General features: G+C 59.7%; 23 protein-coding genes and 1 other RNA gene. 12 read left to right on the forward strand and 12 right to left on the reverse strand.

Going from position 1 to position 22,657, the window contains the following annotated elements; all coding sequences use genetic code 11:
* Positions 1–51: 51 nt before the first annotated feature.
* From HU718_RS29205 to HU718_RS29220, 4 genes are all read left to right on the forward strand, one after another.
* The gene (locus HU718_RS29205) at positions 52–261 is read left to right on the forward strand and encodes a TIGR02449 family protein (protein WP_016985919.1); all 210 of its coding nucleotides are present in this window, start codon (positions 52–54) and stop codon (positions 259–261) included.
* The gene (locus HU718_RS29210) at positions 258–575 is read left to right on the forward strand and encodes a cell division protein ZapA (protein ID WP_034151990.1); all 318 of its coding nucleotides are present in this window, start codon (positions 258–260) and stop codon (positions 573–575) included. The genes HU718_RS29205 and HU718_RS29210 overlap by 4 nt, the downstream gene beginning before the upstream one ends.
* 30 nt (positions 576–605) lie before the next feature.
* A non-coding RNA gene (ssrS, locus tag HU718_RS29215) (6S RNA) lies at positions 606–784 on the forward strand.
* Between the two features lie 79 nt (positions 785–863).
* On the forward strand, positions 864–1,469 hold the full coding sequence (locus tag HU718_RS29220) for a 5-formyltetrahydrofolate cyclo-ligase (RefSeq protein ID WP_016985918.1): 606 nt from the start codon (positions 864–866) through the stop codon (positions 1,467–1,469).
* A gap of 36 nt (positions 1,470–1,505) precedes the next feature.
* On the opposite strand, the gene HU718_RS29225 is transcribed toward HU718_RS29220, so the two are convergent.
* Positions 1,506–1,661: a hypothetical protein gene (locus HU718_RS29225; protein WP_016985917.1), complete on the reverse strand. Its 156-nt coding sequence runs from the start codon at positions 1,659–1,661 to the stop codon at positions 1,506–1,508.
* A gap of 197 nt (positions 1,662–1,858) precedes the next feature.
* Between HU718_RS29225 and HU718_RS29230 the strand changes: the two genes are divergently transcribed.
* Positions 1,859–2,311 (forward strand): EVE domain-containing protein, encoded by a 453-nt coding sequence (locus HU718_RS29230; RefSeq protein ID WP_186613401.1) that lies wholly within the window; start codon positions 1,859–1,861, stop codon positions 2,309–2,311.
* 141 nt (positions 2,312–2,452) lie between these two features.
* Here HU718_RS29230 and HU718_RS29235 read toward each other — a convergent pair whose 3' ends face one another.
* The gene (locus tag HU718_RS29235) at positions 2,453–2,860 is read right to left on the reverse strand and encodes a flagellar basal body-associated protein FliL (protein WP_186613399.1); all 408 of its coding nucleotides are present in this window, start codon (positions 2,858–2,860) and stop codon (positions 2,453–2,455) included.
* A gap of 150 nt (positions 2,861–3,010) precedes the next feature.
* Here HU718_RS29235 and HU718_RS29240 point away from each other — a divergent pair, with 150 nt between their 5' ends.
* Complete coding sequence (locus tag HU718_RS29240; protein WP_150706311.1) at positions 3,011–3,988, forward strand: NADPH:quinone oxidoreductase family protein; 978 nt, start codon at positions 3,011–3,013, stop codon at positions 3,986–3,988.
* 6 nt (positions 3,989–3,994) lie between these two features.
* Here the strand turns inward: HU718_RS29240 and HU718_RS29245 are convergent, their stop codons facing one another.
* Positions 3,995–4,624: a flagellar basal body-associated protein FliL gene (locus tag HU718_RS29245; RefSeq protein WP_150706310.1), complete on the reverse strand. Its 630-nt coding sequence runs from the start codon at positions 4,622–4,624 to the stop codon at positions 3,995–3,997.
* Between the two features lie 224 nt (positions 4,625–4,848).
* Here HU718_RS29245 and glpT point away from each other — a divergent pair, with 224 nt between their 5' ends.
* On the forward strand, positions 4,849–6,198 hold the full coding sequence (glpT, locus tag HU718_RS29250) for a glycerol-3-phosphate transporter (protein ID WP_016985912.1): 1,350 nt from the start codon (positions 4,849–4,851) through the stop codon (positions 6,196–6,198).
* Here glpT and HU718_RS29255 read toward each other — a convergent pair.
* From HU718_RS29255 to HU718_RS29285, 7 genes are all read right to left on the reverse strand, one after another.
* A complete protein-coding gene (locus tag HU718_RS29255; protein WP_095119866.1) occupies positions 6,174–6,842 on the reverse strand; it encodes a gamma-glutamylcyclotransferase in 669 nt (222 codons plus the stop codon). The genes glpT and HU718_RS29255 overlap by 25 nt on opposite strands.
* Positions 6,843–7,039: 197 nt before the next feature.
* Complete coding sequence (locus tag HU718_RS29260) at positions 7,040–8,008, reverse strand: CDP-6-deoxy-delta-3,4-glucoseen reductase (RefSeq protein ID WP_095119865.1); 969 nt, start codon at positions 8,006–8,008, stop codon at positions 7,040–7,042.
* Complete coding sequence (gene ubiD, locus HU718_RS29265) at positions 8,008–9,474, reverse strand: 4-hydroxy-3-polyprenylbenzoate decarboxylase (RefSeq protein WP_007911173.1); 1,467 nt, start codon at positions 9,472–9,474, stop codon at positions 8,008–8,010. Before ubiD ends, HU718_RS29260 begins: the two co-directional genes overlap by 1 nt.
* 80 nt (positions 9,475–9,554) lie before the next feature.
* Positions 9,555–11,510 (reverse strand): acyltransferase family protein, encoded by a 1,956-nt coding sequence (locus HU718_RS29270; protein WP_186613397.1) that lies wholly within the window; start codon positions 11,508–11,510, stop codon positions 9,555–9,557.
* Positions 11,511–11,650: 140 nt separating this feature from the next.
* On the reverse strand, positions 11,651–12,910 hold the full coding sequence (gene rho, locus HU718_RS29275; protein ID WP_003229334.1) for a transcription termination factor Rho: 1,260 nt from the start codon (positions 12,908–12,910) through the stop codon (positions 11,651–11,653).
* Positions 12,911–13,160: 250 nt separating this feature from the next.
* Entirely contained in the window at positions 13,161–13,490 is a 330-nt protein-coding gene (trxA, locus tag HU718_RS29280; protein ID WP_008150340.1) for a thioredoxin TrxA, read from the reverse strand.
* Positions 13,491–13,610: 120 nt separating this feature from the next.
* On the reverse strand, positions 13,611–14,318 hold the full coding sequence (locus HU718_RS29285) for a FadR/GntR family transcriptional regulator (RefSeq protein WP_102901411.1): 708 nt from the start codon (positions 14,316–14,318) through the stop codon (positions 13,611–13,613).
* A gap of 256 nt (positions 14,319–14,574) precedes the next feature.
* Here HU718_RS29285 and HU718_RS29290 point away from each other — a divergent pair, with 256 nt between their 5' ends.
* From HU718_RS29290 to ppx, 5 genes are all read left to right on the forward strand, one after another.
* Positions 14,575–15,360: a transporter substrate-binding domain-containing protein gene (locus tag HU718_RS29290; RefSeq protein WP_186613395.1), complete on the forward strand. Its 786-nt coding sequence runs from the start codon at positions 14,575–14,577 to the stop codon at positions 15,358–15,360.
* A gap of 21 nt (positions 15,361–15,381) precedes the next feature.
* Positions 15,382–16,050: an amino acid ABC transporter permease gene (locus tag HU718_RS29295; protein WP_007911165.1), complete on the forward strand. Its 669-nt coding sequence runs from the start codon at positions 15,382–15,384 to the stop codon at positions 16,048–16,050.
* Entirely contained in the window at positions 16,047–16,697 is a 651-nt protein-coding gene (locus HU718_RS29300) for an amino acid ABC transporter permease (RefSeq protein ID WP_077574990.1), read from the forward strand. Before HU718_RS29295 ends, HU718_RS29300 begins: the two co-directional genes overlap by 4 nt.
* Positions 16,684–17,421 (forward strand): amino acid ABC transporter ATP-binding protein, encoded by a 738-nt coding sequence (locus HU718_RS29305; protein WP_007911148.1) that lies wholly within the window; start codon positions 16,684–16,686, stop codon positions 17,419–17,421. Before HU718_RS29300 ends, HU718_RS29305 begins: the two co-directional genes overlap by 14 nt.
* Before the next feature lie 209 nt (positions 17,422–17,630).
* Entirely contained in the window at positions 17,631–19,133 is a 1,503-nt protein-coding gene (gene ppx / locus HU718_RS29310) for an exopolyphosphatase (RefSeq protein ID WP_016985904.1), read from the forward strand.
* A 249-nt stretch (positions 19,134–19,382) separates the two neighbouring features.
* Here the strand turns inward: ppx and ppk1 are convergent, their stop codons facing one another.
* Together ppk1 and hemB are read right to left on the reverse strand one after the other, a co-directional pair.
* Entirely contained in the window at positions 19,383–21,608 is a 2,226-nt protein-coding gene (gene ppk1 / locus HU718_RS29315) for a polyphosphate kinase 1 (protein ID WP_077574992.1), read from the reverse strand.
* Positions 21,609–21,626: 18 nt separating this feature from the next.
* Positions 21,627–22,640, reverse strand: a complete 1,014-nt coding sequence (gene hemB / locus HU718_RS29320) for a porphobilinogen synthase (protein WP_186613393.1) — start codon at positions 22,638–22,640, stop codon at positions 21,627–21,629.
* Positions 22,641–22,657 lie beyond the last annotated feature (17 nt).

Here is a 22,657-nt window from a genome sequence, read left to right on the forward strand (position 1 = left end):
CCAAGACTATTAAAGGCTGTCCGCCAGCTAACCCATCAGACAGTGAAACCAATGGAAGACAACGACCTGCAAGCGCTGATGGCCAGACTCGAACTGCTGATTGGCCGAGTCGAGCAACTAAAGAGTCAAAATGCACTCTTACTAGCTCAGGAAAAGACCTGGCGCGAGGAACGCGCTCACCTCATTGAAAAAAACGAAATCGCCCGGCGTAAGGTCGAATCGATGATTTCGCGCCTCAAGGCCCTGGAGCAAGACTCATGAGTTCAAGCAATAGCGTCACCGTGCAGATCCTCGATAAAGAGTATTCGATCATCTGCCCGCAGGAAGAACGCAGCAATCTGGTCAGCGCCGCGCGTTATCTGGATGGCAAAATGCGCGAAATCCGCAGCAGCGGTAAAGTCATCGGCGCCGATCGCATTGCCGTGATGGCCGCGCTGAACATCACCCATGACCTCTTGCACAAAGAAGAGCGCCCGGATATCCAGGCCAGCGGTTCGACCCGTGAACAGGTGCGCGACTTGCTCGATCGTGTCGATCTGGTGCTTGCCGACGATCAGAACACCACCAAGGGCTGATTCGACTGGCCGCTTGCGGTATACTCGCGGCACTCCCTGGGGTGCTTGCCAGTTGACGATGTCCCTGAGCCGATTCGCACTACCCTGGAAGTTGCACGTTGGGCTGGTGTGCATGTCCGCCAGACGGAAAGCCTTAAAGTCTACTGCATCTTCCACCTTGAACTTTCGGGTTCAAGGGCTAAGTTGACAGCGGTTCATCCGGGGAGCCTGATTCGAATCCGATGTCGGTGAATGCCGACATCGGATTTTTTATGCGTACGTTTTCGTCCAACCTGCCGAAGCCGAACCATGACCGAACCCGCGCTGCTACCCCGCCCGCAACTTCGTCGCCTGCTGCGCAAGGCGCGCCGCGCGCTCACGCCGGGCGAGCAACGCCAGGCAGCCAAAGGCCTGTTCCGGCAATTGGCCCAAGACCCGCACTTTCGTCGGGCGAAACACATTTCCCTGTACCTGCCCACCGACGGTGAAATCGATCCGCGCCTGCTGCTGCGTGAAGCCCAGCGCCGAGGCAAAGCCACGTACCTGCCAGTGCTCAGTGCCTGGCCGCGAACCAAAATGGTCTTTCAGCGCATTCGCCCCGGCGAGAAGCTCAAAGCCAATCGCTTTCGCATTCTTGAGCCGCGGGCCAATCTGGCTCGGCAACGCAAGGTCTGGGCGCTGGATCTGGTGTTGTTACCGCTGGTGGGTTTTGATGACGTCGGCGGACGCCTGGGAATGGGCGGCGGCTTCTACGATCGCAGCCTCGCGTATCTGGCCCGACGCCAGAACTGGCGCAAGCCGACGCTATTGGGGCTGGCTCATGAATGTCAGAAGGTCGAACGCTTGGCGCAAGCAAGCTGGGATGTACCGTTGCAAGGCACGGTCACCGATAAGGCGTGGTATTTCGCGGGATAGGACGCCGCACAGAACAGCGGCGTCGAGAAAGCAGTTTCAGCGCTTGAAAGCGGTCGACTGTTGAACCTGTTGCGCGACTTCAATCGGCGCATCGGCCTTGTTCGACCACAGGCTCTGCGCGTAACCGGTGGTCACGACACCCAAGCCAAACAAAATTACCAAAGTCCATAGTAAATCCGGTTTGCGTTTCATCGATTGCCCCCCTCAAGGCACATCATCACGATGACAGCAGCGGTTTCCGTTTGTAGGCCGTGCAGCAGCGTCAAGCTTTAAAGGCCGGCATTTTGCGACAACGTGAACCTACGCGCAAACGCTGACGTCAACCGACCGTCGGTTTGTCATAAAATTGCCCGACAACCTGCCCAATGACCGTTTCAGGAGCAAAAACCATGGCCTATTGGCTGATGAAGTCCGAGCCCGAAGAACTTTCGATCAAAGGCCTGGAAAAACTCGGCAATGCGCGCTGGGATGGGGTTCGCAACTATCAGGCGCGTAATTTTCTGCGCGCGATGGCAGTGGGCGATGAGTTCTTTTTCTACCATTCCAGCTGCCCGGAGCCGGGGATTGCCGGGATTGGCAAAATAATCGAGGCGGCGTACCCGGATCCCACCGCGCTGGAACCGGAGAGTCATTACTTCGATCCCAAGGCCACTCCGGAGAAAAATGCCTGGAGTGCGATTGACGTTGAACACGTCGAAACGTTTGCGCGGGTGTTGAAGCTGGATTATCTGAAACAGCAGACGGCGCTGGCGGAGATGCCGTTGGTGCAGAAGGGTTCGCGGTTGTCGGTGATGCCGGTGACGGCGGAGCAATGGGCGGCGGTCATAACGCTCAAACCCTGATTCATTGGCGCCTGATAAATCGCTTTCGCGAGCAGGCTCGCTCCCACAGGGTTATTCGGTGAATGCAAAAATGTGCATCACTACAAATCCACTGTGGGAGCGAGCCTGCTCGCGAAGAGGCCCGCCCGGACAACGAATGGCTTACTGAATGATCAGGTTGTTGAACAACAGATCTTCAACCACAGGCTTGCCGGTCTCGTCATTCATCACTTGCTGGGTCTGTTTCAACGCTTCCTGACGCAGCTTCTCTTTACCCTCGATGCTGCCCATCGCATCGGTGGTCTGCTGCGTGAACAATGCCACCAGTTGATTGCGGATCAGCGGCTCGTTGGCCTTGACCAGTTTGCTCGCCTCTTCACCGATCACGCGCAGTGCCACATCGGCCTTGTAGACCTTGAGCTTCGGCGTGCCGTCCAGTCCATAGTTACCCACGAACGGCGGGCTCAGGGTGATGTAGCTTACCTTCGGCGCCTCGCCTTCTTTGGCTTCTTCGGCCAGCGCTGCCACAGGCAGAGACAGGGCCAGCAACAACATGATCCACGCTTTCACAATTCGCTCCTTATCCGGTTTGCGGCCTAGCATAACGACCCGCCGCGCAAGCACAAGCTTATGGCTGACTATCAGGGCCGGGCATGCTCGTTGACCCGTTGACTGACACACCTACACTTATCGGCCATCACTCCCAAAGGAATAGCCCTGATGAAAGCCGTGCTGTGCAAAGCCTTCGGCCCTGCCGAATCGCTGGTGCTGGAAGACGTCGCCAGTCCTGTCGTGAAGAAGAACGAAATCCTGCTGGACGTGCACGCCGCCGGGGTCAACTTCCCGGACACGCTGATTATCGAGGGCAAGTACCAATTCAAGCCGCCCTTTCCGTTTTCACCGGGTGGCGAAGCGGCCGGCGTGGTCACGGAGGTCGGGGAAAAGGTCAGTCATCTGAAGGTCGGTGACCGGGTCATGGCCCTGACCGGCTGGGGCAGTTTTGCCGAACAGGTCGCGGTGCCGGGCTATAACGTGCTGCCGATTCCGCCGTCGATGGATTTCAACATCGCTGCCGCCTTCAGCATGACCTACGGCACCTCGATGCACGCGCTCAAGCAACGCGCCAACCTGCAACCGGGCGAAACCCTGCTGGTGCTTGGCGCATCCGGTGGCGTCGGCCTCGCGGCGGTGGAAATCGGCAAAGCCATGGGCGCCCGCGTCATCGCTGCCGCCAGCAGCGCGGAGAAACTGGCGGTGGCCAAAGCTGCCGGCGCCGATGAGTTGATCAATTACAGCGAAACCAGCCTCAAGGACGAAATCAAACGCCTCACCGACGGCCAGGGTGCCGATGTGATTTACGACCCGGTCGGCGGCGATCTCTTCGATCAAGCCATCCGCGCCATCGCCTGGAATGGTCGTCTGCTGGTGGTCGGCTTCGCCAGCGGGCGCATCCCGGAGTTGCCAGTCAACCTCGCCCTGCTCAAAGGCGCGGCGGTGCTCGGCGTGTTCTGGGGTTCCTTCGCCCAGCGCCAGCCGCAGGACAACACGGCGAACTTCCAGCAGTTGTTCGCCTGGTTCGCCGAGGGCAAGTTGAAACCGCTGGTGTCGCAGGTGTACCCGCTGAGCAATGCAGCGCAGGCGATCAATGATCTTGGCCAGCGCAAGGCTGTGGGCAAAGTGGTGGTGCAAGTGCGCTGAAACACCTCAACTAGCGGGCGACGCTGGCATGTCGCCCGGCATCAGATGTTCCTGAACCTTTTCGCTACGCGACTGGATTAACTGCCCCTTGTCATCGAAGCGCAGAACAATCAGCCAATCGAAAACATCGACCGGCCATTTCGGCTGGCCGATCAGTGCCGGGCCATCACCACCGAAAGCGGCAATCAGTTTGTTGATATGGCTGTGGTGCCAGGCGATCAACACGGTTTTCGCCTGATTATTCTTGCGCAGCGAGCTGACCAGTTTGTCGACGTCGTTATTGGCGTAGGGCTGCTCGATCGGCAGTTGCAGGCGTTGGGACAGTGGAATCAGCGTCTGTCGCGGGCGGATGCTTTCCGGACTGTCGGCAGTAGCGATCAGACGTTGGGGTGTGAGTGTCTGGTCGTCCAACTGCAAAGAGGTGAAATAGTCCGCGTAAGCGGCGGCGCGCTGTTCGCCCCGGGCATTGAGTTCTCGGCCGACATCAGGCTTTTCCGCATGGCGGACGATCAATACGGTGACATTGCGCAGGCCTGGTGCTGCAGAACCTTGGGCGAAGCTCAGTGCCAACACTGAAACAGTCACCGCTGCGACCATCAACAGCCTGGGCAATAGCCTGCGAATTTTCGGGGTCATCGTTTATCTCGAGATATCAGTCGATCTGAAGATCGCGAGTCTAAGTCACAACGTCCCGAGCGCGACAAAAACGCCCCGTTCTTACAGCTGAGCGACAGGTTCGTAAAGGAACACGCGACATCCAACATTTTCCGCTATTTGCTCGATGCGAACCGGTGCTATTTTCGGTAACGAAACTGTAACATTCGCATCCGCAGTCAAAACAAGAAATCTGGAGCTCTTGAATGTTTGCTTTCTTTCGTCCTGCCGCACATCAGGCTCCATTGCCTGAAGAAAAAATAGACAGCACCTACCGACGCCTGCGCTGGCAGATCTTCGCCGGTATTTTCTTTGGCTACGCGGGTTACTACCTGCTGCGCAAAAACTTCTCGCTGGCCATGCCGTACCTGATCGACGAAGGCTACAGCCGCGGCGATCTGGGTCTGGCAATGTCGGCGATCGCCATTGCCTACGGTCTTTCCAAGTTCCTCATGGGCCTGGTGTCCGACCGTTCCAACCCGCGTTACTTCCTGCCGTTCGGCCTGCTGGTGTCGGCCGGGGTGATGTTCATTTTCGGTTTCGCACCTTGGGCAACATCCAGCGTGACCATGATGTTCATCCTGCTGTTCATCAACGGCTGGGCCCAGGGCATGGGTTGGCCGCCTAGTGGCCGGACCATGGTGCACTGGTGGTCGCAGAAAGAACGTGGTGGCGTGGTGTCCGTGTGGAACGTGGCGCATAACGTCGGCGGCGGCCTGATCGGCCCGCTGTTCCTGCTCGGCATGGGCTTGTTCAACGACTGGCATGCAGCGTTCTACGTACCGGCAGCCGTGGCGTTGGGCGTGGCCGTGTTCGCGTTCATCACCATGCGCGACACCCCGCAATCGGTTGGCCTGCCGCCGATCGAGAAGTACAAGAACGATTACCCGGAAGGCTACGACGCCAGCCACGAAGACGAATTCAGCGCGAAAGAGATCTTCGTCAAATACGTGCTGCGCAACAAAATGCTCTGGTACATCGCCATGGCCAACGTTTTCGTCTACCTGCTGCGCTACGGCGTGCTGGACTGGGCACCGACCTACCTGAAAGAAGCCAAGGGTTTCACCGTCGATAAAACCTCGTGGGCGTACTTCTTCTACGAGTGGGCGGGGATTCCGGGCACACTGCTGTGCGGCTGGATGTCGGACAAGATCTTCCGTGGCAACCGTGGCCTGACCGGCATGGTGTTCATGGCGCTGGTGACCGTTGCGACCCTGGTTTACTGGCTGAACCCGGCCGGCAACCCGACCGTCGACATGATCGCGTTGTTCTCGATCGGCTTCCTGATCTACGGCCCGGTGATGCTGATCGGCCTGCAAGCGCTGGAACTGGCACCGAAGAAAGCCGCTGGCACCGCTGCCGGGTTTACCGGTCTGTTCGGTTATCTGGGTGGCTCGGTCGCGGCGAGTGCGGCGATGGGTTACACCGTTGACCATTTCGGCTGGGACGGTGGTTTCGTACTGCTGGTGGGCGCTTGCCTGCTGGCGATGGCCTTCCTCGCCCCGACGCTATGGCACAAGCAAGTCGCCAGTCAGAGCCGTGAAGCGGTCGCTTGATCAGTCTGTGACTTACAGCGCTTGAGCCGCGCCTCCAGATTTCGATCTGGCATGGCGTGGCTGCGCAGGGCGTGTGCGGTCTGCTCGACATAATCGCGAGTGGTGCCGTAACGCCCGCTGGCGCTTTCGAACACCTGGCTCAGCACGTGATCCGGCAAGTTGCCGGCATAGCTGGGCAGGTGTCGCTCCAAAACGAATCCCAACGCCTGCACCTGAGTGCCATCTTCGAGCCGGCAGTTGAGCCAGTGTGGCCGATAGGACGGCACCGGCATTTCGCGTTTCCACAAGGCGTACAGCGCAGTGTCGAGATTGTCTTCCGGCAAGCGATAGGCGAAGCCGCTGCACGAACCGCCACGATCCAGACCAAACACCAGACCGGGCATTTCCGGCGTCCCGCGGTGCTCGTGGGACCACAGGTACAAGCCGCGATGGTAGCCGTGCACGCGTCCGCGCACCCGTTCTACCGCCGAGCATTCGGGCCGCCAGATCAGCGAACCGTAGGCGAACAGCCACACCGGCCCGCCCTTGTGGCGCGCCATGGTCGATTGCATGGAAGCGAGAAGTTGTTCGTGCGTCAGCTGCGGCCCAAGATCGAGCCGCGGAGGGTAATTCAAATTCAGAAAAGCGTTTTCAATGGCGCTCATGGCGAATAGCGTTCAGCTCCCCGCGGGTAAAGAATTACTTAATAGAACGCACCGCTGTAACAATAAGGCACATATGTTTTAAGGCAATTTGAGTGCCATGGCACAGTTCTTAATTGATTGCCTGATTGATATATAACCTAGCGGTATTTATGCAATTACATAAATACCGATCGGCTATATAGCGAGTTATAACGGATTCAGGAGCGGGGAGCGTAAGCGAACACGTCGGCACGCATTTGATGAGCGTCCATCCCCGCTTCAACCAGAGCGTCCAGCGTGCCGTAGACCATGGCCGGCGAGCCGCTGGCATAGACGTGCAGCGGTTTCAGGTCAGGGAAGTCTTCACAGACCGCCTCGTGCAGCATGCCGCAGCGCCCTTCCCAACCGCATTGATCACTGACGACTTTGTGCAGGAACAGATTGGGCAACTTCAGCCATTCATCCCAATGTTCGATCTCATAGAAATCTTCCGGACGGCGCACGCCCCAGTACAGATGCACCGGGTGTTTGAAGCCGTTGGCGCGGCAGTGTTCGATCAGGGCGTGAATCTGGCCCATGCCGGTACCAGCGGCAACCAGCACCAGTGGCCCATCGGGCAGCTCGGCCAGATGCGTATCGCCGAACGGCAGCTCGACCCGCACCATCGCGTTGCGTTGCAGCTGTTCGATCAGGCTCAGTGCACTGGCTTCGCGCGCCAGCACATGGATTTCCAAATCACGCCCACCGTGCGGCGCCGAGGCCATGGAGAACGCTGACTTCTCACCGTTCTCACGCTCGATCATCAAGTACTGTCCGGCGTGATAGCGCGGTGGCTTGCCCGCCGGCGCACGCAGACGCACGCGCCAGGTATCACCACCCACATCGCGGCATTCGATGACCTGACACGACAGGCTGCGCACCGGCAGTTCTCCCAGCGCGAGCACGCCATCCCACAGCAGGACGCAGTCTTCCAGCGGCTCGGCTATGCAAGTGTAGAACTCGCCGTGGTCATGCACCTTGCCGTCCTGCGCGACACTACCTTCAACCAGCAGCGCCGCACACACATGACAATTGCCGTTGCGGCAGCTTTGCGGGCATTCGTAGCCCAAGCGCCGCGCGCCGTCGAGAATCCGCTCACCGGGCTGTATCTCAAGCACTGCTCCGGAGGGCTGCAGGGTTACACGCATCAATCTATTCCTAACTGATTCCAGATGGCATCGATCCGTTGAGTGACGGCGTCGTCCTTGACGATCACGCGGCCCCACTCGCGAGTGGTTTCGCCCGGCCACTTGTGGGTGGCATCGAGGCCCATTTTCGAACCCAGGCCGGAGATCGGCGAGGCGAAGTCGAGGTAGTCGATCGGCGTGTTATCGATCATCACCGTGTCGCGCTTGGGGTCCATGCGCGTGGTGATGGCCCAGATCACGTCGTTCCAGTCACGGGCGTTGATATCGTCGTCGGTGACGATAACGAACTTGGTGTACATGAACTGTCGCAAAAACGACCAGACACCGAGCATCACGCGCTTGGCATGCCCCGGATACGACTTCTTCATGGTCACGATGGCCATGCGGTACGAGCAGCCTTCCGGCGGCAGGTAGAAGTCGGTGATCTCCGGGAACTGCTTCTGCAGGATCGGCACAAACACTTCGTTCAGCGCCACGCCGAGAATCGCCGGCTCATCCGGCGGCCGGCCGGTGTAGGTGCTGTGGTAGATCGGTTTGATCCGGTGGGTGATGCGTTCGACGGTGAACACCGGGAAGCTGTCGACTTCGTTGTAGTAACCGGTGTGATCGCCGTACGGGCCTTCATCGGCCATTTCGCCCGGGTGGATCACGCCTTCGAGGATGATTTCGGCGGTGGCCGGCACTTGCAGGTCATTGCCACGGCACTTGACCAGTTCGGTACGGTTACCGCGCAAGAGCCCCGCGAAAGCGTATTCGGAAAGACTGTCCGGCACCGGCGTCACGGCGCCCAGGATGGTCGCCGGATCCGCGCCAAGGGCCACGGACACCGGGAACGGCTGACCCGGGTGCTTCTCGCACCACTCACGGAAGTCGAGGGCGCCGCCACGGTGGCTGAGCCAGCGCATGATCACCTTGTTGCGGCCGATCACTTGCTGGCGGTAGATGCCGAGGTTCTGGCGATCCTTGTTCGGGCCTTTGGTGACGGTCAGGCCCCAGGTGATCAGCGGGCCGACGTCGCCGGGCCAGCAGGTCTGCACCGGCAGCATCGCCAGATCGACGTCGTCGCCTTCGATGACCACTTCCTGGCACACCGCGTCTTTGACGACTTTCGGCGCCATCGAGATGATCTTGCGGAAGATCGGCAGTTTCGACCACGCGTCTTTCAAGCCCTTCGGTGGCTCCGGCTCCTTGAGGAAGGCCAGCAGCTTGCCGATTTCGCGCAGCTCGCTGACCGACTCGGCGCCCATGCCCATGGCTACCCGTTCAGGCGTACCGAACAGATTGCCGAGCACCGGAATGTCATAGCCAGTCGGTTTTTCGAACAGCAGCGCCGGGCCCTTGGCTCGCAGCGTGCGGTCGCACACCTCGGTCATTTCCAGCACCGGCGAGACGGGAATCTGGATGCGTTTCAACTCTCCGCGCTGCTCAAGCTGCTGCACGAAATCCCGAAGATCCTTGAATTTCATTGACGATGGCACCCTCAAAATAGGCGTACATCCTACCTGCTCTGACGGGCAAACAGCAGCCCGTCAGGCACCGGCATCGCTCAATTGTGCCTCGTGCCCAGCAGCAGCGGTGCAAACAGCGGGCTCAGTCGGGCACTGCCGGCATCCGACAGGTGATCCTCATCCTTGTACTGCGAATGACCATTGACCTCGATACTGCAGACTCCGTTCGCACACATCAGCGGTGTTGGATCGATCACGTGAACCCCCGGATCGGCGGCGCTCATGGCGTCGAACAAGGTACTGAGGAACTGCTGTCGCGCCAGATGCTCTTCAAGCGGACGGCCCAGCCCTTCGGCCGAACGCCCGATGCGCGCCAGACTGGTCAACCGGTTGATGATGCCTTTACGTTGTAAAGGCACTTCTTTGAACAACCAGACTTGCGCGCCCGCCGCTCTCAGCGCGGCCACTCGCGCCTTGAGTGCAACGGCCATGCGTTGCTCGGCCTGGGCAGTAGTGTCGTGGGCGTTGAGCAGTACTTTTTTATCGCCGTCTTCACGGCCGTACACATAAAGGCTCCAGTTCGAGGCCAGCACTACGTCCTTGATACCTAGGCTGCGCACACGCTCCATGGTTTGTTCGTTGAAGTCTTTGCAACGCTGACGCGGATCATCGCTCAGAATCGGTGGGCAGGCACTCATGCTGTACAGCCACACCGGACGCCCTTCGCGGCGGGCATTGCTTTCGATGGCCGGCAGCAACGCAGCGGTGTGGCTGTCGCCCCAGAACAATTGCGTGGCCGGGACATCCTCGCGACCACCCACCAGGCATGCCTTGTCCAGCGACTTGTCCTGGGTGACCAACATGCACTTCATCTGCCCGGCGCGCCATTCCCGCGACTGTGCATATTCCAGCGCTTTGCCGGTCAGCCGTTGTGGCACACCGTCAGCTGAACGGATCGCCGAGCCCGTCGCCACCAACACGACAATCGCAGCCACAGCCCCGGCCAATATGGCGTTACGTCCGGCCAGCAGGCGTTTTTCCCGAAACGGCAACTCGACATAGCGCAGGCTCAGCCACGCCAGTCCCAGCGCCATGGCCATCCAGGCGAACGCCTCGACAGGCTGAATACCGTCGATGGAAATCGCGTTGGCGTAGACAAAGACCGGCCAGTGCCACAGGTACAGCGAATAGGAGAGCAACCCGACCCAGACCAACGGCCGCAGGCTCAAGAGTTGCGCGGTCCAGCTCTGACCCTGCGCGCCCGACCAGATCAATGCCGTGGTACCCAGTACTGGCAGCAACGCCGCCCAGCCCGGAAACACCGTAGATTTGTCGAACGCAAACACCGCAAACAGCACGGCAGCCAGACCCGCGATGCCAACCGTTTGATACAACCATGGGCGCACCGCCTGCTTCGGCGCCGGCGTCACCGCGAGCATCGCGCCGCAGAGCAGCTCCCAGGCCCGGGTCGGCAGCGAGAAGAAGGTGAATTCCGGTTTGTGTTCGATATACGCGATATTCAAGCCGAACGACACCAGCAACACCGCAAACAACATCCAGCGCCAATGCCGGACATAACGGATCAGCACCGCCATCAGCAGTGGAAAGAAGATGTAGTACTGCTCTTCTACCGCCAGCGACCAGGTATGCAGCAGCGGCTTCAGATCGGAGGCCGGCTGGAAGTAGCCATCCTCACGCATGAACAGGATGTTGGAGATGAACAATGACTGATAGCGCACCGTTCGCCCAAGCTCGGAGAAGTCCTTGGCCGTCAGCAGCAGCCAGCCCAGCGCCAACGTGACCAGCATGACCACGCTCAGCGCAGGAATGATGCGACGGGCACGGCGCGCCCAGAAATCAATGAAACTGAAGCGCTGTGCGCTGATTTCTCGGAACAGAATGGTGGTGATCAGGAATCCGGAAATGACGAAAAAGACGTCCACCCCGACAAATCCGCCACTGAATGTACTGAATCCGAAATGAAACAGTACGACAGGAATAACCGCCAGTGCCCGTAATCCGTCGATATCACGGCGATTGCCAAACGTGTGCATGAAAACCTTTCTCTTTTTGGATACAGCGTCCCTGGAAAGCGCGAAAGTTATCAGCAGCGTACATTTCAATCCAGACACAAATAATCCGGCGCAAAAAAAAACGCCCCTTTCGGGGCGTTCTTTTTCAAACCGCTTACGTATTACTTGCGCTTCATCGACAAGAAGAACTCGTCGTTGGTCTTGGTCGTTTTCAGCTTGTCGACCAGGAACTCGATGGCAGCCACTTCGTCCATCGGGTGCAGCAGCTTGCGCAGGATCCACATACGCTGCAGTTCGTCGTCGGCGGTCAGCAACTCTTCGCGGCGGGTGCCGGAGCGGTTGATGTTGATCGCCGGGAACACGCGCTTCTCGGCGATCTTGCGATCCAGAGGCAGTTCCATGTTGCCGGTACCCTTGAACTCTTCGTAGATCACTTCGTCCATCTTCGAGCCGGTTTCAACCAGCGCGGTGGCGATAATGGTCAGCGAGCCGCCTTCTTCGATGTTACGCGCAGCACCGAAGAAACGCTTCGGCTTCTCCAGGGCGTGGGCATCGACACCACCGGTCAATACCTTGCCGGAGCTCGGGATCACGGTGTTGTAGGCACGGGCCAGACGGGTGATGGAGTCGAGCAGGATCACCACGTCCTTCTTGTGCTCGACCAGGCGCTTGGCCTTCTCGATCACCATTTCGGCAACCTGCACGTGACGGGTCGGCGGCTCGTCGAAGGTCGAGGCAACCACTTCGCCGCGCACGGTGCGCTGCATTTCGGTCACTTCTTCCGGACGTTCGTCGATCAGCAGCACGATCAGGTGAACTTCAGGGTTGTTACGGGCGATGTTCGCTGCAATGTTTTGCAGCATGATCGTTTTACCGGCTTTCGGCGGTGCAACGATCAGACCGCGCTGGCCTTTGCCGATCGGGGCGCACAGGTCGATTACACGACCGGTCAAGTCTTCAGTGGAACCGTTACCGGCTTCCATCTTCATGCGCACGGTCGGGAACAGCGGGGTCAGGTTCTCGAAGAGAATCTTGTTTTTCGCGTTCTCGGGACGATCGAAGTTGATCGTATCGACCTTGAGCAGAGCGAAATACCGCTCGCCTTCCTTCGGAGGGCGGATCTTGCCAACGATGGTGTCACCGGTGCGCAAGTTGAAGCGGCGGATCTGGCTTGGCGAGACGTAGATATCGTCCGGGCCGGCCAGGTAGGAAGCGTCAGCGGAGCGCAGGAAGCCGAAGCCGTCCTGGAGAATCTCCAGCACGCCATCACCGGAGATTTCCTCGCCGCTTTTCGCGTGCTTTTTCAGCAGGGAGAAAATCACGTCCTGCTTGCGCGAACGGGCCATATTTTCTATGCCCATCTGTTCGGCCAATTCGAGCAGTTCGGTAATCGGCTTTTGCTTGAGTTCAGTCAGATTCATATAGGAATGACGTAATCATTTATGGAGGGGGGGAAATTAAGCTTTTGGCTTAATGAGGCCGCGCCGCGGAGAAGGCGACAGGATCGCGAACTAATTCGAAAAGGAGTGCGTCGGCGACGGCTAGCAGGGGGCAATGGAGAAACCAGTGCGGGGCCGAATGTACCACCTGAGTTTCGGAGCGTCTAGCCCTGAATACGCAAAAAGCCCCGCTATTTTGCGGGGCTTTTTTTCAGGCACTTTACAGCGACGCTTAGATGTTGGCGTCGAGGAAAGCAGCCAGTTGCGACTTCGACAGGGCGCCGACTTTGGTCGCTTCAACGTTGCCGTTCTTGAACAGCATCAGCGTCGGGATACCACGCACGCCGTGCTTGGCCGGGGTTTCCTGGTTCTCGTCGATGTTCAGTTTGGCAACGGTCAGCTTGCCTTTGTAAGTCTCGGCAATCTCGTCCAGAACCGGAGCGATCATTTTGCAAGGACCGCACCATTCGGCCCAGTAATCGACCAGGACAGCGCCTTCGGCCTTGAGGACGTCAACGTCGAAGCTAGCGTCGGTGACGTGTTTGATAAGATCGCTGCTCATGGAATTCTCCAGGTTGTAAGCAAAAAAACGTGGCCCATCATAGCCGCCCTTCCCCTGTTCAGGAAGCCGCAGTTGATTGAGTCTTGCTATGGCACTCGATGAGTTTGGGTATAGCTCAAGTCACGCCGTGGCGGGGGCGATGAAGGAAATTCCGGTACGCAGGGCGGCGTTGCGCACGTGTTCCTGCATGGCTTTTTGCGCCGCACCCGACGCCCGGCGCGCGAGGGCGCGGAGGATCTTGCGGTGTTCCTGCCAGGTTTCCATGGCGCGTTCGGCACGGATGAACGGTAGTTTCTGGCTTTCCAGGAACATTTCAGCGCTGGCCGTAAGGATGCTCAGCATCGCCTGATTGCCGCTGGCCAGTAGAATGCGTCGGTGGAACTCGAAGTCGAGTTTCGCCGCCGCGTCAAAGTCGCCGGCCTTCAACTGATCGCGCATGGCCGCGACATTGTCTTCCAGCGCATCCAGATCGAACGTGCTCAACGTCACCGCCGCCAGCCCCGCCGCAAATCCTTCCAGCGCATAGCGCAGTTGAAAGATGTCCAGTGGCGACGCCTGCGCCGCGAACGACCAGCCCGGTGCGTTTTCGCCACGCGACAATTCCACTGGCGACTGCACGAACACGCCCTTGCCCGGCTGAATACTGACCACACCCAGCGCACTCAGCGACGACAACGCCTCACGCAACGACGCCCGACTCACGCCCAATTGCAGCGCCAGATCCCGCTGCGACGGCAAGGCATCACCCGCGCCGAAACCCTGCTCGGTGATCAGTTTGCGGATCGCTTGCAGCGCCACTTCGGGTACCGCACGGGAAATCGAATTCATGGTTTTTCAGACGCGCCAGGCCAATGTGCGGCTAGTTGTAAAGCTATTCGCCGAGTCCGGCAAGTCGTGCCCCAGCGGGGTTCGGTGCTGCGGAGCGATGCGCGATAGCGGTGCGAAAAACAACCTGACTGTTCAGACCAGTAAGACCGAACAAACCCGCTGAAACCGCGGCCTGCCACGACGAAAGCCACGTATTGGCACGGCCCATGCTCTGTCCGAACGCAGAAATCACTTCCCGCCGATCCGGAGATTGTTCATGACTAAGCGTTACAGCGCCCTCCTCGCCGCCCTGTTTTCTTCTTTGTTGCTCAGCCAGGCTCCCGCTCACGCCGACGGTCTCGACGACGTGGTCAAACGCGGCACGCTGAAAGTCGCCGTGCCCCAGGACTTCCCGCCGTTCGGCTCGGTCGGCCCGGACATGAAACCTCGTGGTCTGGACATCGACACGGCGAAATTGCTGGCCGACCAGCTCAAGGTCAAACTCGAACTGACCCCGGTCAACAGCACCAACCGCATTCCGTTCCTGACCACCGGCAAGGTCGACCTGGTGATTTCCAGCCTCGGCAAAAACCCTGAGCGCGAGAAAGTCATCGACTTCTCCCGCGCTTATGCACCGTTCTACCTCGCCGTGTTCGGCCCGCCGGACGCCGCCATCACCAGCCTCGACGACCTCAAGGGCAAGACCATCAGCGTCACCCGTGGCGCCATCGAAGACATCGAACTGACCAAAGTCGCCCCCGAAGGCGTGACCATCAAACGCTTCGAAGACAACAACTCGACCATCGCCGCCTACCTCGCCGGCCAGGTCGACCTGATCGCCAGCGGCAACGTGGTGATGGTCGCGATCAGCGAAAAGAACCCGAAGCGTGTGCCGGCGCTGAAAGTGAAGCTCAAGGATTCGCCGGTCTACGTCGGTGTGAACAAGAACGAAGCGGAGCTGCTGGCCAAGGTCAACGACATCCTGACCACCGCCAAGGCTGACGGCGCGCTGGAAAAGAATTCGCAGACCTGGCTGAAAGAGCCGCTGCCGGCCGATCTCTGATCGACTGAGCGGGAGACCTTCATGGCTTATCAGTTCGATTTCATGCCGGTGGTGGAAAACACCGACCTGTTGCTGCGCGGGGCGCTGTTTACCCTTGAGCTGACGGCCATCGGAGCGCTGCTCGGGGTTGGCGTCGGGATTGTCGGGGCGCTGGTGCGGGCGTGGAACATCCGCCCGTTCTCGGCAATCTTTGGCGTCTACGTCGAGTTGATCCGCAACACGCCGTTTCTGGTGCAGTTGTTCTTCATCTTCTTCGGTTTGCCGTCGCTTGGCGTGCAGATTTCCGAATGGCAGGCGGCGGTGCTGGCGATGGTGATCAACCTCGGCGCCTATTCGACCGAGATCATTCGCGCCGGCATTCAGGCGATCCCGCGCGGGCAACTGGAAGCCGCAGCGGCGCTGGCGATGACGCGCTTCGAGGCGTTTCGTCATGTGGTGCTGCTGCCGGCACTGGGCAAGGTCTGGCCGGCGCTGAGCAGCCAGATCATCATCGTCATGCTCGGCTCGGCGGTGTGTTCACAGATCGCCACGGAAGAGCTGAGCTTCGCCGCCAACTTCATTCAGTCGCGCAACTTCCGCGCTTTTGAAACCTACGCGCTGACCACGCTGATCTATCTGTGCATGGCGCTGCTGATCCGCCAACTGCTCAACTGGATCGGTCGCCGCTACATCAGCAGGAGCCGCGCATGAGCGATTTCACCTTCTGGGACATCCTGCGCAACCTGCTCGTCGGCCTGCAATGGACGCTGGCGCTGTCGCTGGTGGCGTTCATTGGCGGTGGGATCGTCGGGCTGCTGATCCTGATCATGCGCATCTCGAAAAACTCTCTGCCAAGCAGCATCGCCCGCACCTGGATCGAGCTGTTCCAAGGCACGCCACTGTTGATGCAGCTGTTTCTGGTGTTCTTCGGCGTGGCGCTGGCCGGGATCGAAATCTCGCCGTGGATGGCCGCAGCGATTGCGCTGACCTTGTTCACCAGCGCCTATCTGGCAGAGATCTGGCGCGGCTGCGTCGAGTCGATCTCCAATGGCCAGTGGGAAGCCTCGGCGAGTCTGGCGCTCAATCCGCTGGAGCAGCTGCGCTACGTGATCCTGCCGCAAGCGCTGCGCATTGCCGTGGCGCCGACCGTGGGCTTCTCGGTGCAAGTGGTCAAAGGCACCGCCGTCACCTCGATCATCGGCTTCACCGAGCTGACCAAGACCGGCGGCATGCTTGCCAACGCCACGTTTGAACCGTTCATGGTCTACGGCCTCGTCGCCCTCGGCTACTTCCTGCTCTGCTACCCCTTGTCCCTCAGTGCGCGCTACCTGGAAAGGAGACTGCATGCCTCTGCTTAGAATTTCCGCCCTGCATAAATACTACGGCGATCACCACGTGCTCAAAGGCATCGACCTCAGCGTCGAAGAAGGCCAGGTCGTGGCAATCATCGGCCGCAGCGGCTCGGGCAAATCCACCCTGCTGCGTACGCTCAATGGTCTGGAGTCGATCAACGACGGCGTGATCGAAGTCGACGGCGAATACCTCGACGCCGCCCGCGCTGATCTGCGCAGCTTGCGGCAGAAGGTCGGCATGGTGTTTCAGCAATTCAACCTGTTCCCGCACCTGACCGTGGGCGAAAACGTCATGCTCGCGCCGCAGGTGGTGCAGAAAGTGCCGAAAGCCAAAGCGGCGGAACTGGCGCGGGAGATGCTTGAGCGGGTTGGTCTCGGAGAAAAATTTGATGCCTTCCCGGATCGGCTGTCCGGCGGGCAACAGCAACGCGTGGCGATTGCCCGGGCGCTGGCGATGTCGCCGAAGGTTTTGCTCTGCGACGAGATCACCTCGGCGCTCGACCCGGAACTGGTCAATGAAGTGCTCAGCGTGGTGCGGCAATTGGCCAAGGAAGGCATGACGCTGATCATGGTCACCCACGAAATGCGCTTTGCCCGCGAGGTGGGAGACAAATTGGTGTTCATGCACCATGGCAAGGTGCATGAGGTGGGGGATCCTAAGGTGTTGTTTGCCAATCCGCAGACGGCGGAGTTGGCGAACTTTATTGGCACGGTGGAAGCGACAGCCTGAAATAGCCGTAGTGATGGGGCGGACGCCTTCGCGAGCAGGCTCGCTCCCACAGGGGATATGCATTCCAATGTGGGAGCGAGCCTGCTCGCGAATGGCCACGCTGCGGTCTCAAGCTTTTCTGCGCTGAATCAACGGTTTGAACCGTGCGCGTTGGCGCCAGCGTTTGATCGTGGCACGATGACGGGGTTATCGACCGAGACCCCCTGACCATGCCGCAATCCCAAGCCAAGAATCTGTCCCTGATCGCCGCAATCGACCTGGGCTCGAACAGCTTTCACATGGTCGTGGCCAAGGCCCAGAACGGCGAAATCCGCATTCTCGAGCGCCTCGGCGAGAAGGTTCAACTGGCTGCCGGCATCGACGATGAGCGCAAACTCAACGAAGAATCGATGCAACGCGGCCTCGATTGCCTAAAGCGTTTTGCCCAACTGATCAACGGTATGCCGCTGGGCGCCGTGCGCATCGTCGGCACCAACGCCCTGCGTGAAGCGCGCAACCGCCTCGAATTCATCCACCGCGCCGAAGAAATCCTCGGCCACCCGGTGGAAGTCATTTCCGGCCGTGAAGAGGCGCGACTGATTTATCTGGGCGTGTCGCACACCCTCGCCGACACCCCGGGCAAACGTCTGGTCGCCGACATCGGCGGCGGCAGTACCGAGTTCATCATCGGCCAGCGCTTCGAGCCACTGCTGCGCGAAAGTCTGCAAATGGGCTGCGTCAGCTTCACCCAGCGTTACTTCAAGGACGGCAAGATCACCCCGGCCCGCTACGCCCAGGCATACACCGCGGCGCGGCTGGAGATCATGAGCATCGAACACGCCCTGCACCGCCTGACCTGGGATGAAGCCATCGGCTCCTCGGGCACCATCCGCGCCATCGGCCTGGCACTGAAGGCCGGCGGCCATGGCACTGGCGAAGTGAATGCCGAAGGTCTGGCGTGGCTCAAGCGCCGGCTGTTCAAGCTCGGTGACGTCGACAAGATCGATTTCGAAGGCATCAAGCCTGATCGCCGGACCATTTTCCCGGCGGGCCTGGCGATTCTCGAAGCGATTTTCGACGCCCTCGAACTGCAACGCATGGATCACTGCGACGGCGCGCTGCGTGAGGGCGTGCTCTACGACCTGCTCGGCCGCCATCATCACGAAGACGTGCGCGAACGTACGTTAACTTCGCTGATGGAGCGCTATCACGTCGATCTGGAGCAGGCGGCGCGTGTGGAACGCAAAGCGTTGCACGCATTTGATCAGGTGGCGGTGGACTGGGAACTGGATGACGGCATCTGGCGCGAACTCCTCGGTTGGGCAGCGAAAGTGCACGAAGTCGGCCTCGACATCGCGCACTATCATTACCATAAGCACGGCGCTTATCTGATCGAGCACTCGGACCTTGCCGGGTTCTCCCGCGAAGACCAACAGATGCTCGCGCTATTGGTGCGCGGCCACCGCCGCAACATTCCCAAGGACAAGTTTGCCGATTTCGGCGACGACGGCGACAAGCTGATTCGCCTGTGCGTGCTGCTGCGCTTTGCGATCCTGTTCCACCATATTCGTGGCACCCAAGCGATGCCGCAGGTGGTGCTGCACGCCAAGGGCAACACCCTGGATGTGGAATTCCCGGAGAACTGGCTGGATGAGAATCAGCTGACTCAGGCGGATTTCGGGCTTGAGGCGGATTGGCTGACGCGGGTGGGGATTGTGCTTACGGTGCATTGAGTTAGTGAGTCAGGCACAAAAAAGGCGATCCGTTGGGATCGCCTTTTTATTGGGTTCGACTTGAGTGAAGAGGTGAACCTTCCCCCTCACCCCAGCCCTCTCCCGAGGGAGAGGGAGCCGATCGCCGTTGGCTTCAAGGCCTGAGTTCGACTCGGTAGTTCAGGTCGGCGTAACTCGCCCATCCAACCCGGTCAGTCCCCTCTCCCTCCGGGAGAGGGCTAGGGTGAGGGGCTTTTGACCTTCAAGGCTTTAGCTGCTCACCGGCAATATCGGACTACCCAACCGCTCCAGCAACGTCGCCTGCGCACTCCTCGGGTTCTGGTTACCGGTCGGCGTGTTGCGGATGTAACGGCCATCCGACTGCAAGCTCCAGCTATGAGTGTTATCAGTCAGATACAGCTCCAGCTCTTTCTTCACCCGGGTCAGCAGTTTCTTGCCTTCGACTGGGAAGCAAGTCTCGACACGCTTGTCGAGGTTGCGCTCCATCCAGTCGGCACTGGAAAGGAACATCTGCTCATCACCGCCATTGAGGAAGTAGAACACCCGCGTGTGCTCAAGGAAGCGGCCGATGATCGAGCGCACATGAATGTTGTGCGAAACCCCGGCAATCCCCGGACGCAGACAGCACATGCCGCGCACCACCAGGTCGATACGCACACCGGACTGGCTGGCCTTGTACAGCGCGCGAATGATCTTCGGATCGGTCAGCGAGTTGAACTTGGCAATAATGTGCGCCGGCTTGCCTTCAACAGCGAACTGGGTCTCGCGGGCAATCATGTCGAGCATGCCCTTCTTCAGGGTGAACGGCGCATGCAGCAGCTTCTTCATGCGCAGGGTTTTACCCATGCCGATCAGCTGGCTGAACAGTTTGCCGACGTCTTCGCACAAGGCGTCGTCGGAGGTCAGCAGGCTGTAGTCGGTGTACAGCTTGGCGTTGCCGGCGTGGTAGTTACCGGTGCCGAGGTGCGCGTAGCGGACGATTTCGCCGGCTTCGCGACGCAGGATCAGCATCATCTTGGCGTGGGTCTTGAAGCCGACCACACCGTAAATCACCACCGCACCGGCCGCTTGCAGACGGCTGGCCAGTTGCAGGTTGGACTCTTCGTCGAACCGCGCACGCAGCTCGATGACCGCCGTCACTTCCTTGCCGTTACGCGCGGCATCCACCAGCGCATCGACGATCTCGGAGTTGGCGCCGGAGCGGTACAGGGTCTGACGCACAGCGAGAACGTGCGGGTCTTTCGCCGCCTGACGCAGCAGGTCGACCACCGGGGTGAACGACTCGAATGGGTGCAGCAAGAGGATGTCCTGCTTGCTGACCACGCTGAAGATGTTTTCACTGTTCTGCAGCAGTTTCGGGATCTGCGGGGTGAACGGCGTGTATTGCAGCTCCGGATGGCTGTCGAGCCCGGTGATGCTGAACAGCCGCGTCAGGTTGACCGGGCCGTTGACCTGATACAGCTCGCTCTCGCTCAGGTTGAACTGCTTGAGCAGGTAGTCCGAAAGATGTTTCGGGCAAGTGTCGGCGACTTCCAGACGTACCGCATCACCGTAACGACGCGAGAACAACTCGCCACGCAGGGCGCGGGCCAGGTCTTCTACATCTTCGGAGTCGAGCGCCAGGTCGGCGTTTCGGGTCAGACGGAACTGGTAGCAGCCTTTTACCTTCATGCCTTGGAACAGGTCATCGGCGTGGGCGTGGATCATCGACGACAGGAACACATAGTTGTCGCCCGGGCCGCCAACTTCTTCCGGCACCTTGATGATCCGTGGCAGCAGGCGCGGCGCCGGGATGATCGCCAGACCGGAGTCGCGACCGAAGGCGTCGATGCCTTCCAGTTCGACGATGAAGTTCAGGCTCTTGTTCACCAGCAACGGGAACGGGTGCGTCGGGTCGAGGCCGATCGGCGTGATGATCGGTGCGATCTCGTCGCGGAAATAACGGCGCACCCAGGTTTTGATCTTGACCGTCCAGTGCCGGCGACGAATAAAGCGCACCTGATGCTTTTCCAGCTCCGGCAACAGAATGTCGTTGAGGATCGCGTATTGACGGTCAACGTGACCATGGACCAGCTCGCTGATCCGCGCCAGCGCCTGATGCGGTTGCAAGCCATCAGCTCCGGCCTGCTCACGGGCGAAGGTGATCTGCTTCTTCAGACCGGCGACGCGAATTTCAAAGAATTCGTCAAGGTTGCTGGAGAAGATCAGCAGGAACTTCAGGCGTTCCAGCAACGGATAGGACTCGTCCAGCGCCTGTTCCAGCACGCGGATATTGAATTGCAGTTGCGAAAGCTCACGGTGGATGTACAGGCTGCTGTCATCCAGGCCCGGTATCGCAATCACTGGCGCCGCCGCGACAGGTTCGGTGACTGGCGCGGGTGGCGCAGGCTCCAGTTCCGGCGGGGTCTCGGTGATTTGCTCGACCACCGGTTGAGCTTCTTTTACTGCAACTTCCGTGAGTCCTTCGGTATTCATTGAATGTTCCTGGGAGGGCTATTTCTGCTCTCGTAACAATTGAGCGGCGCGGACAGCAAAGTAAGTCAGGATGCCATCAGCGCCGGCACGTTTAAAGGCGGTCAGTGATTCGAGAATCACCGCCTCGCTCAACCAGCCATTCTGGATCGCCGCCATGTGCATGGCGTATTCGCCGCTAACCTGATAGACGAAGGTCGGCACTTTGAAGGCATCTTTTACCCGGAAAAGAATGTCCAGATACGGCATGCCCGGTTTGACCATGACCATGTCCGCGCCTTCAGACAAGTCCGCACCGACTTCGTGCAGCGCTTCGTCGCTGTTGGCCGGGTCCATCTGATAAGAGGCCTTGTTGGCCTTGCCAAGGTTCGACGCCGAACCGACAGCATCGCGGAACGGGCCGTAATAGGCGCTGGCGTACTTGGCCGAGTAGGCCATGATCCGCACGTTGACGTGGCCGGCGATTTCCAGCGCTTCGCGGATCGCCTGAATGCGACCGTCCATCATGTCCGAAGGCGCGACTACCTGAGCGCCGGCTTCGGCATGGGACAAGGCCTGGCGGACCAGTGCGTCGACGGTGATGTCGTTCTGTACGTAGCCTTCTTCGTCGAGAATGCCGTCCTGACCGTGGGTGGTGAACGGATCAAGCGCAACGTCGGTGATCACCCCCAGTTCCGGGAAACGCTCACGCAGCGCGCGGGTGGCGCGCTGGGCGATGCCTTCGGGGTTCCAGGCTTCAGCAGCGTCGAGGGACTTCAATTCAGGTGGGGTGACCGGAAACAGCGCCAGCGCCGGAATCCCCAGCTCGACCCACTTCGCCGCGTCTTCGAGCAGCAGATCGATAGTCAACCGCTCTACCCCGGGCATCGAAGCCACGGCTTCGCGGCGGTTTTCACCGTCGAGCACGAACACCGGCAGGATCAGGTCATCGACCGTCAGCACATTTTCCCGCACCAGCCGACGCGAAAAATCATCACGACGATTGCGGCGCAGGCGTGTGGCAGGGAACAGACGATTGGCAGGGGTAAAGCTCACGGCGGACTCCTGAGCCC

The sequence above is a fragment of the Pseudomonas tensinigenes genome (assembly GCF_014268445.2).
Taxonomy (GTDB): domain Bacteria; phylum Pseudomonadota; class Gammaproteobacteria; order Pseudomonadales; family Pseudomonadaceae; genus Aquipseudomonas; species Aquipseudomonas tensinigenes.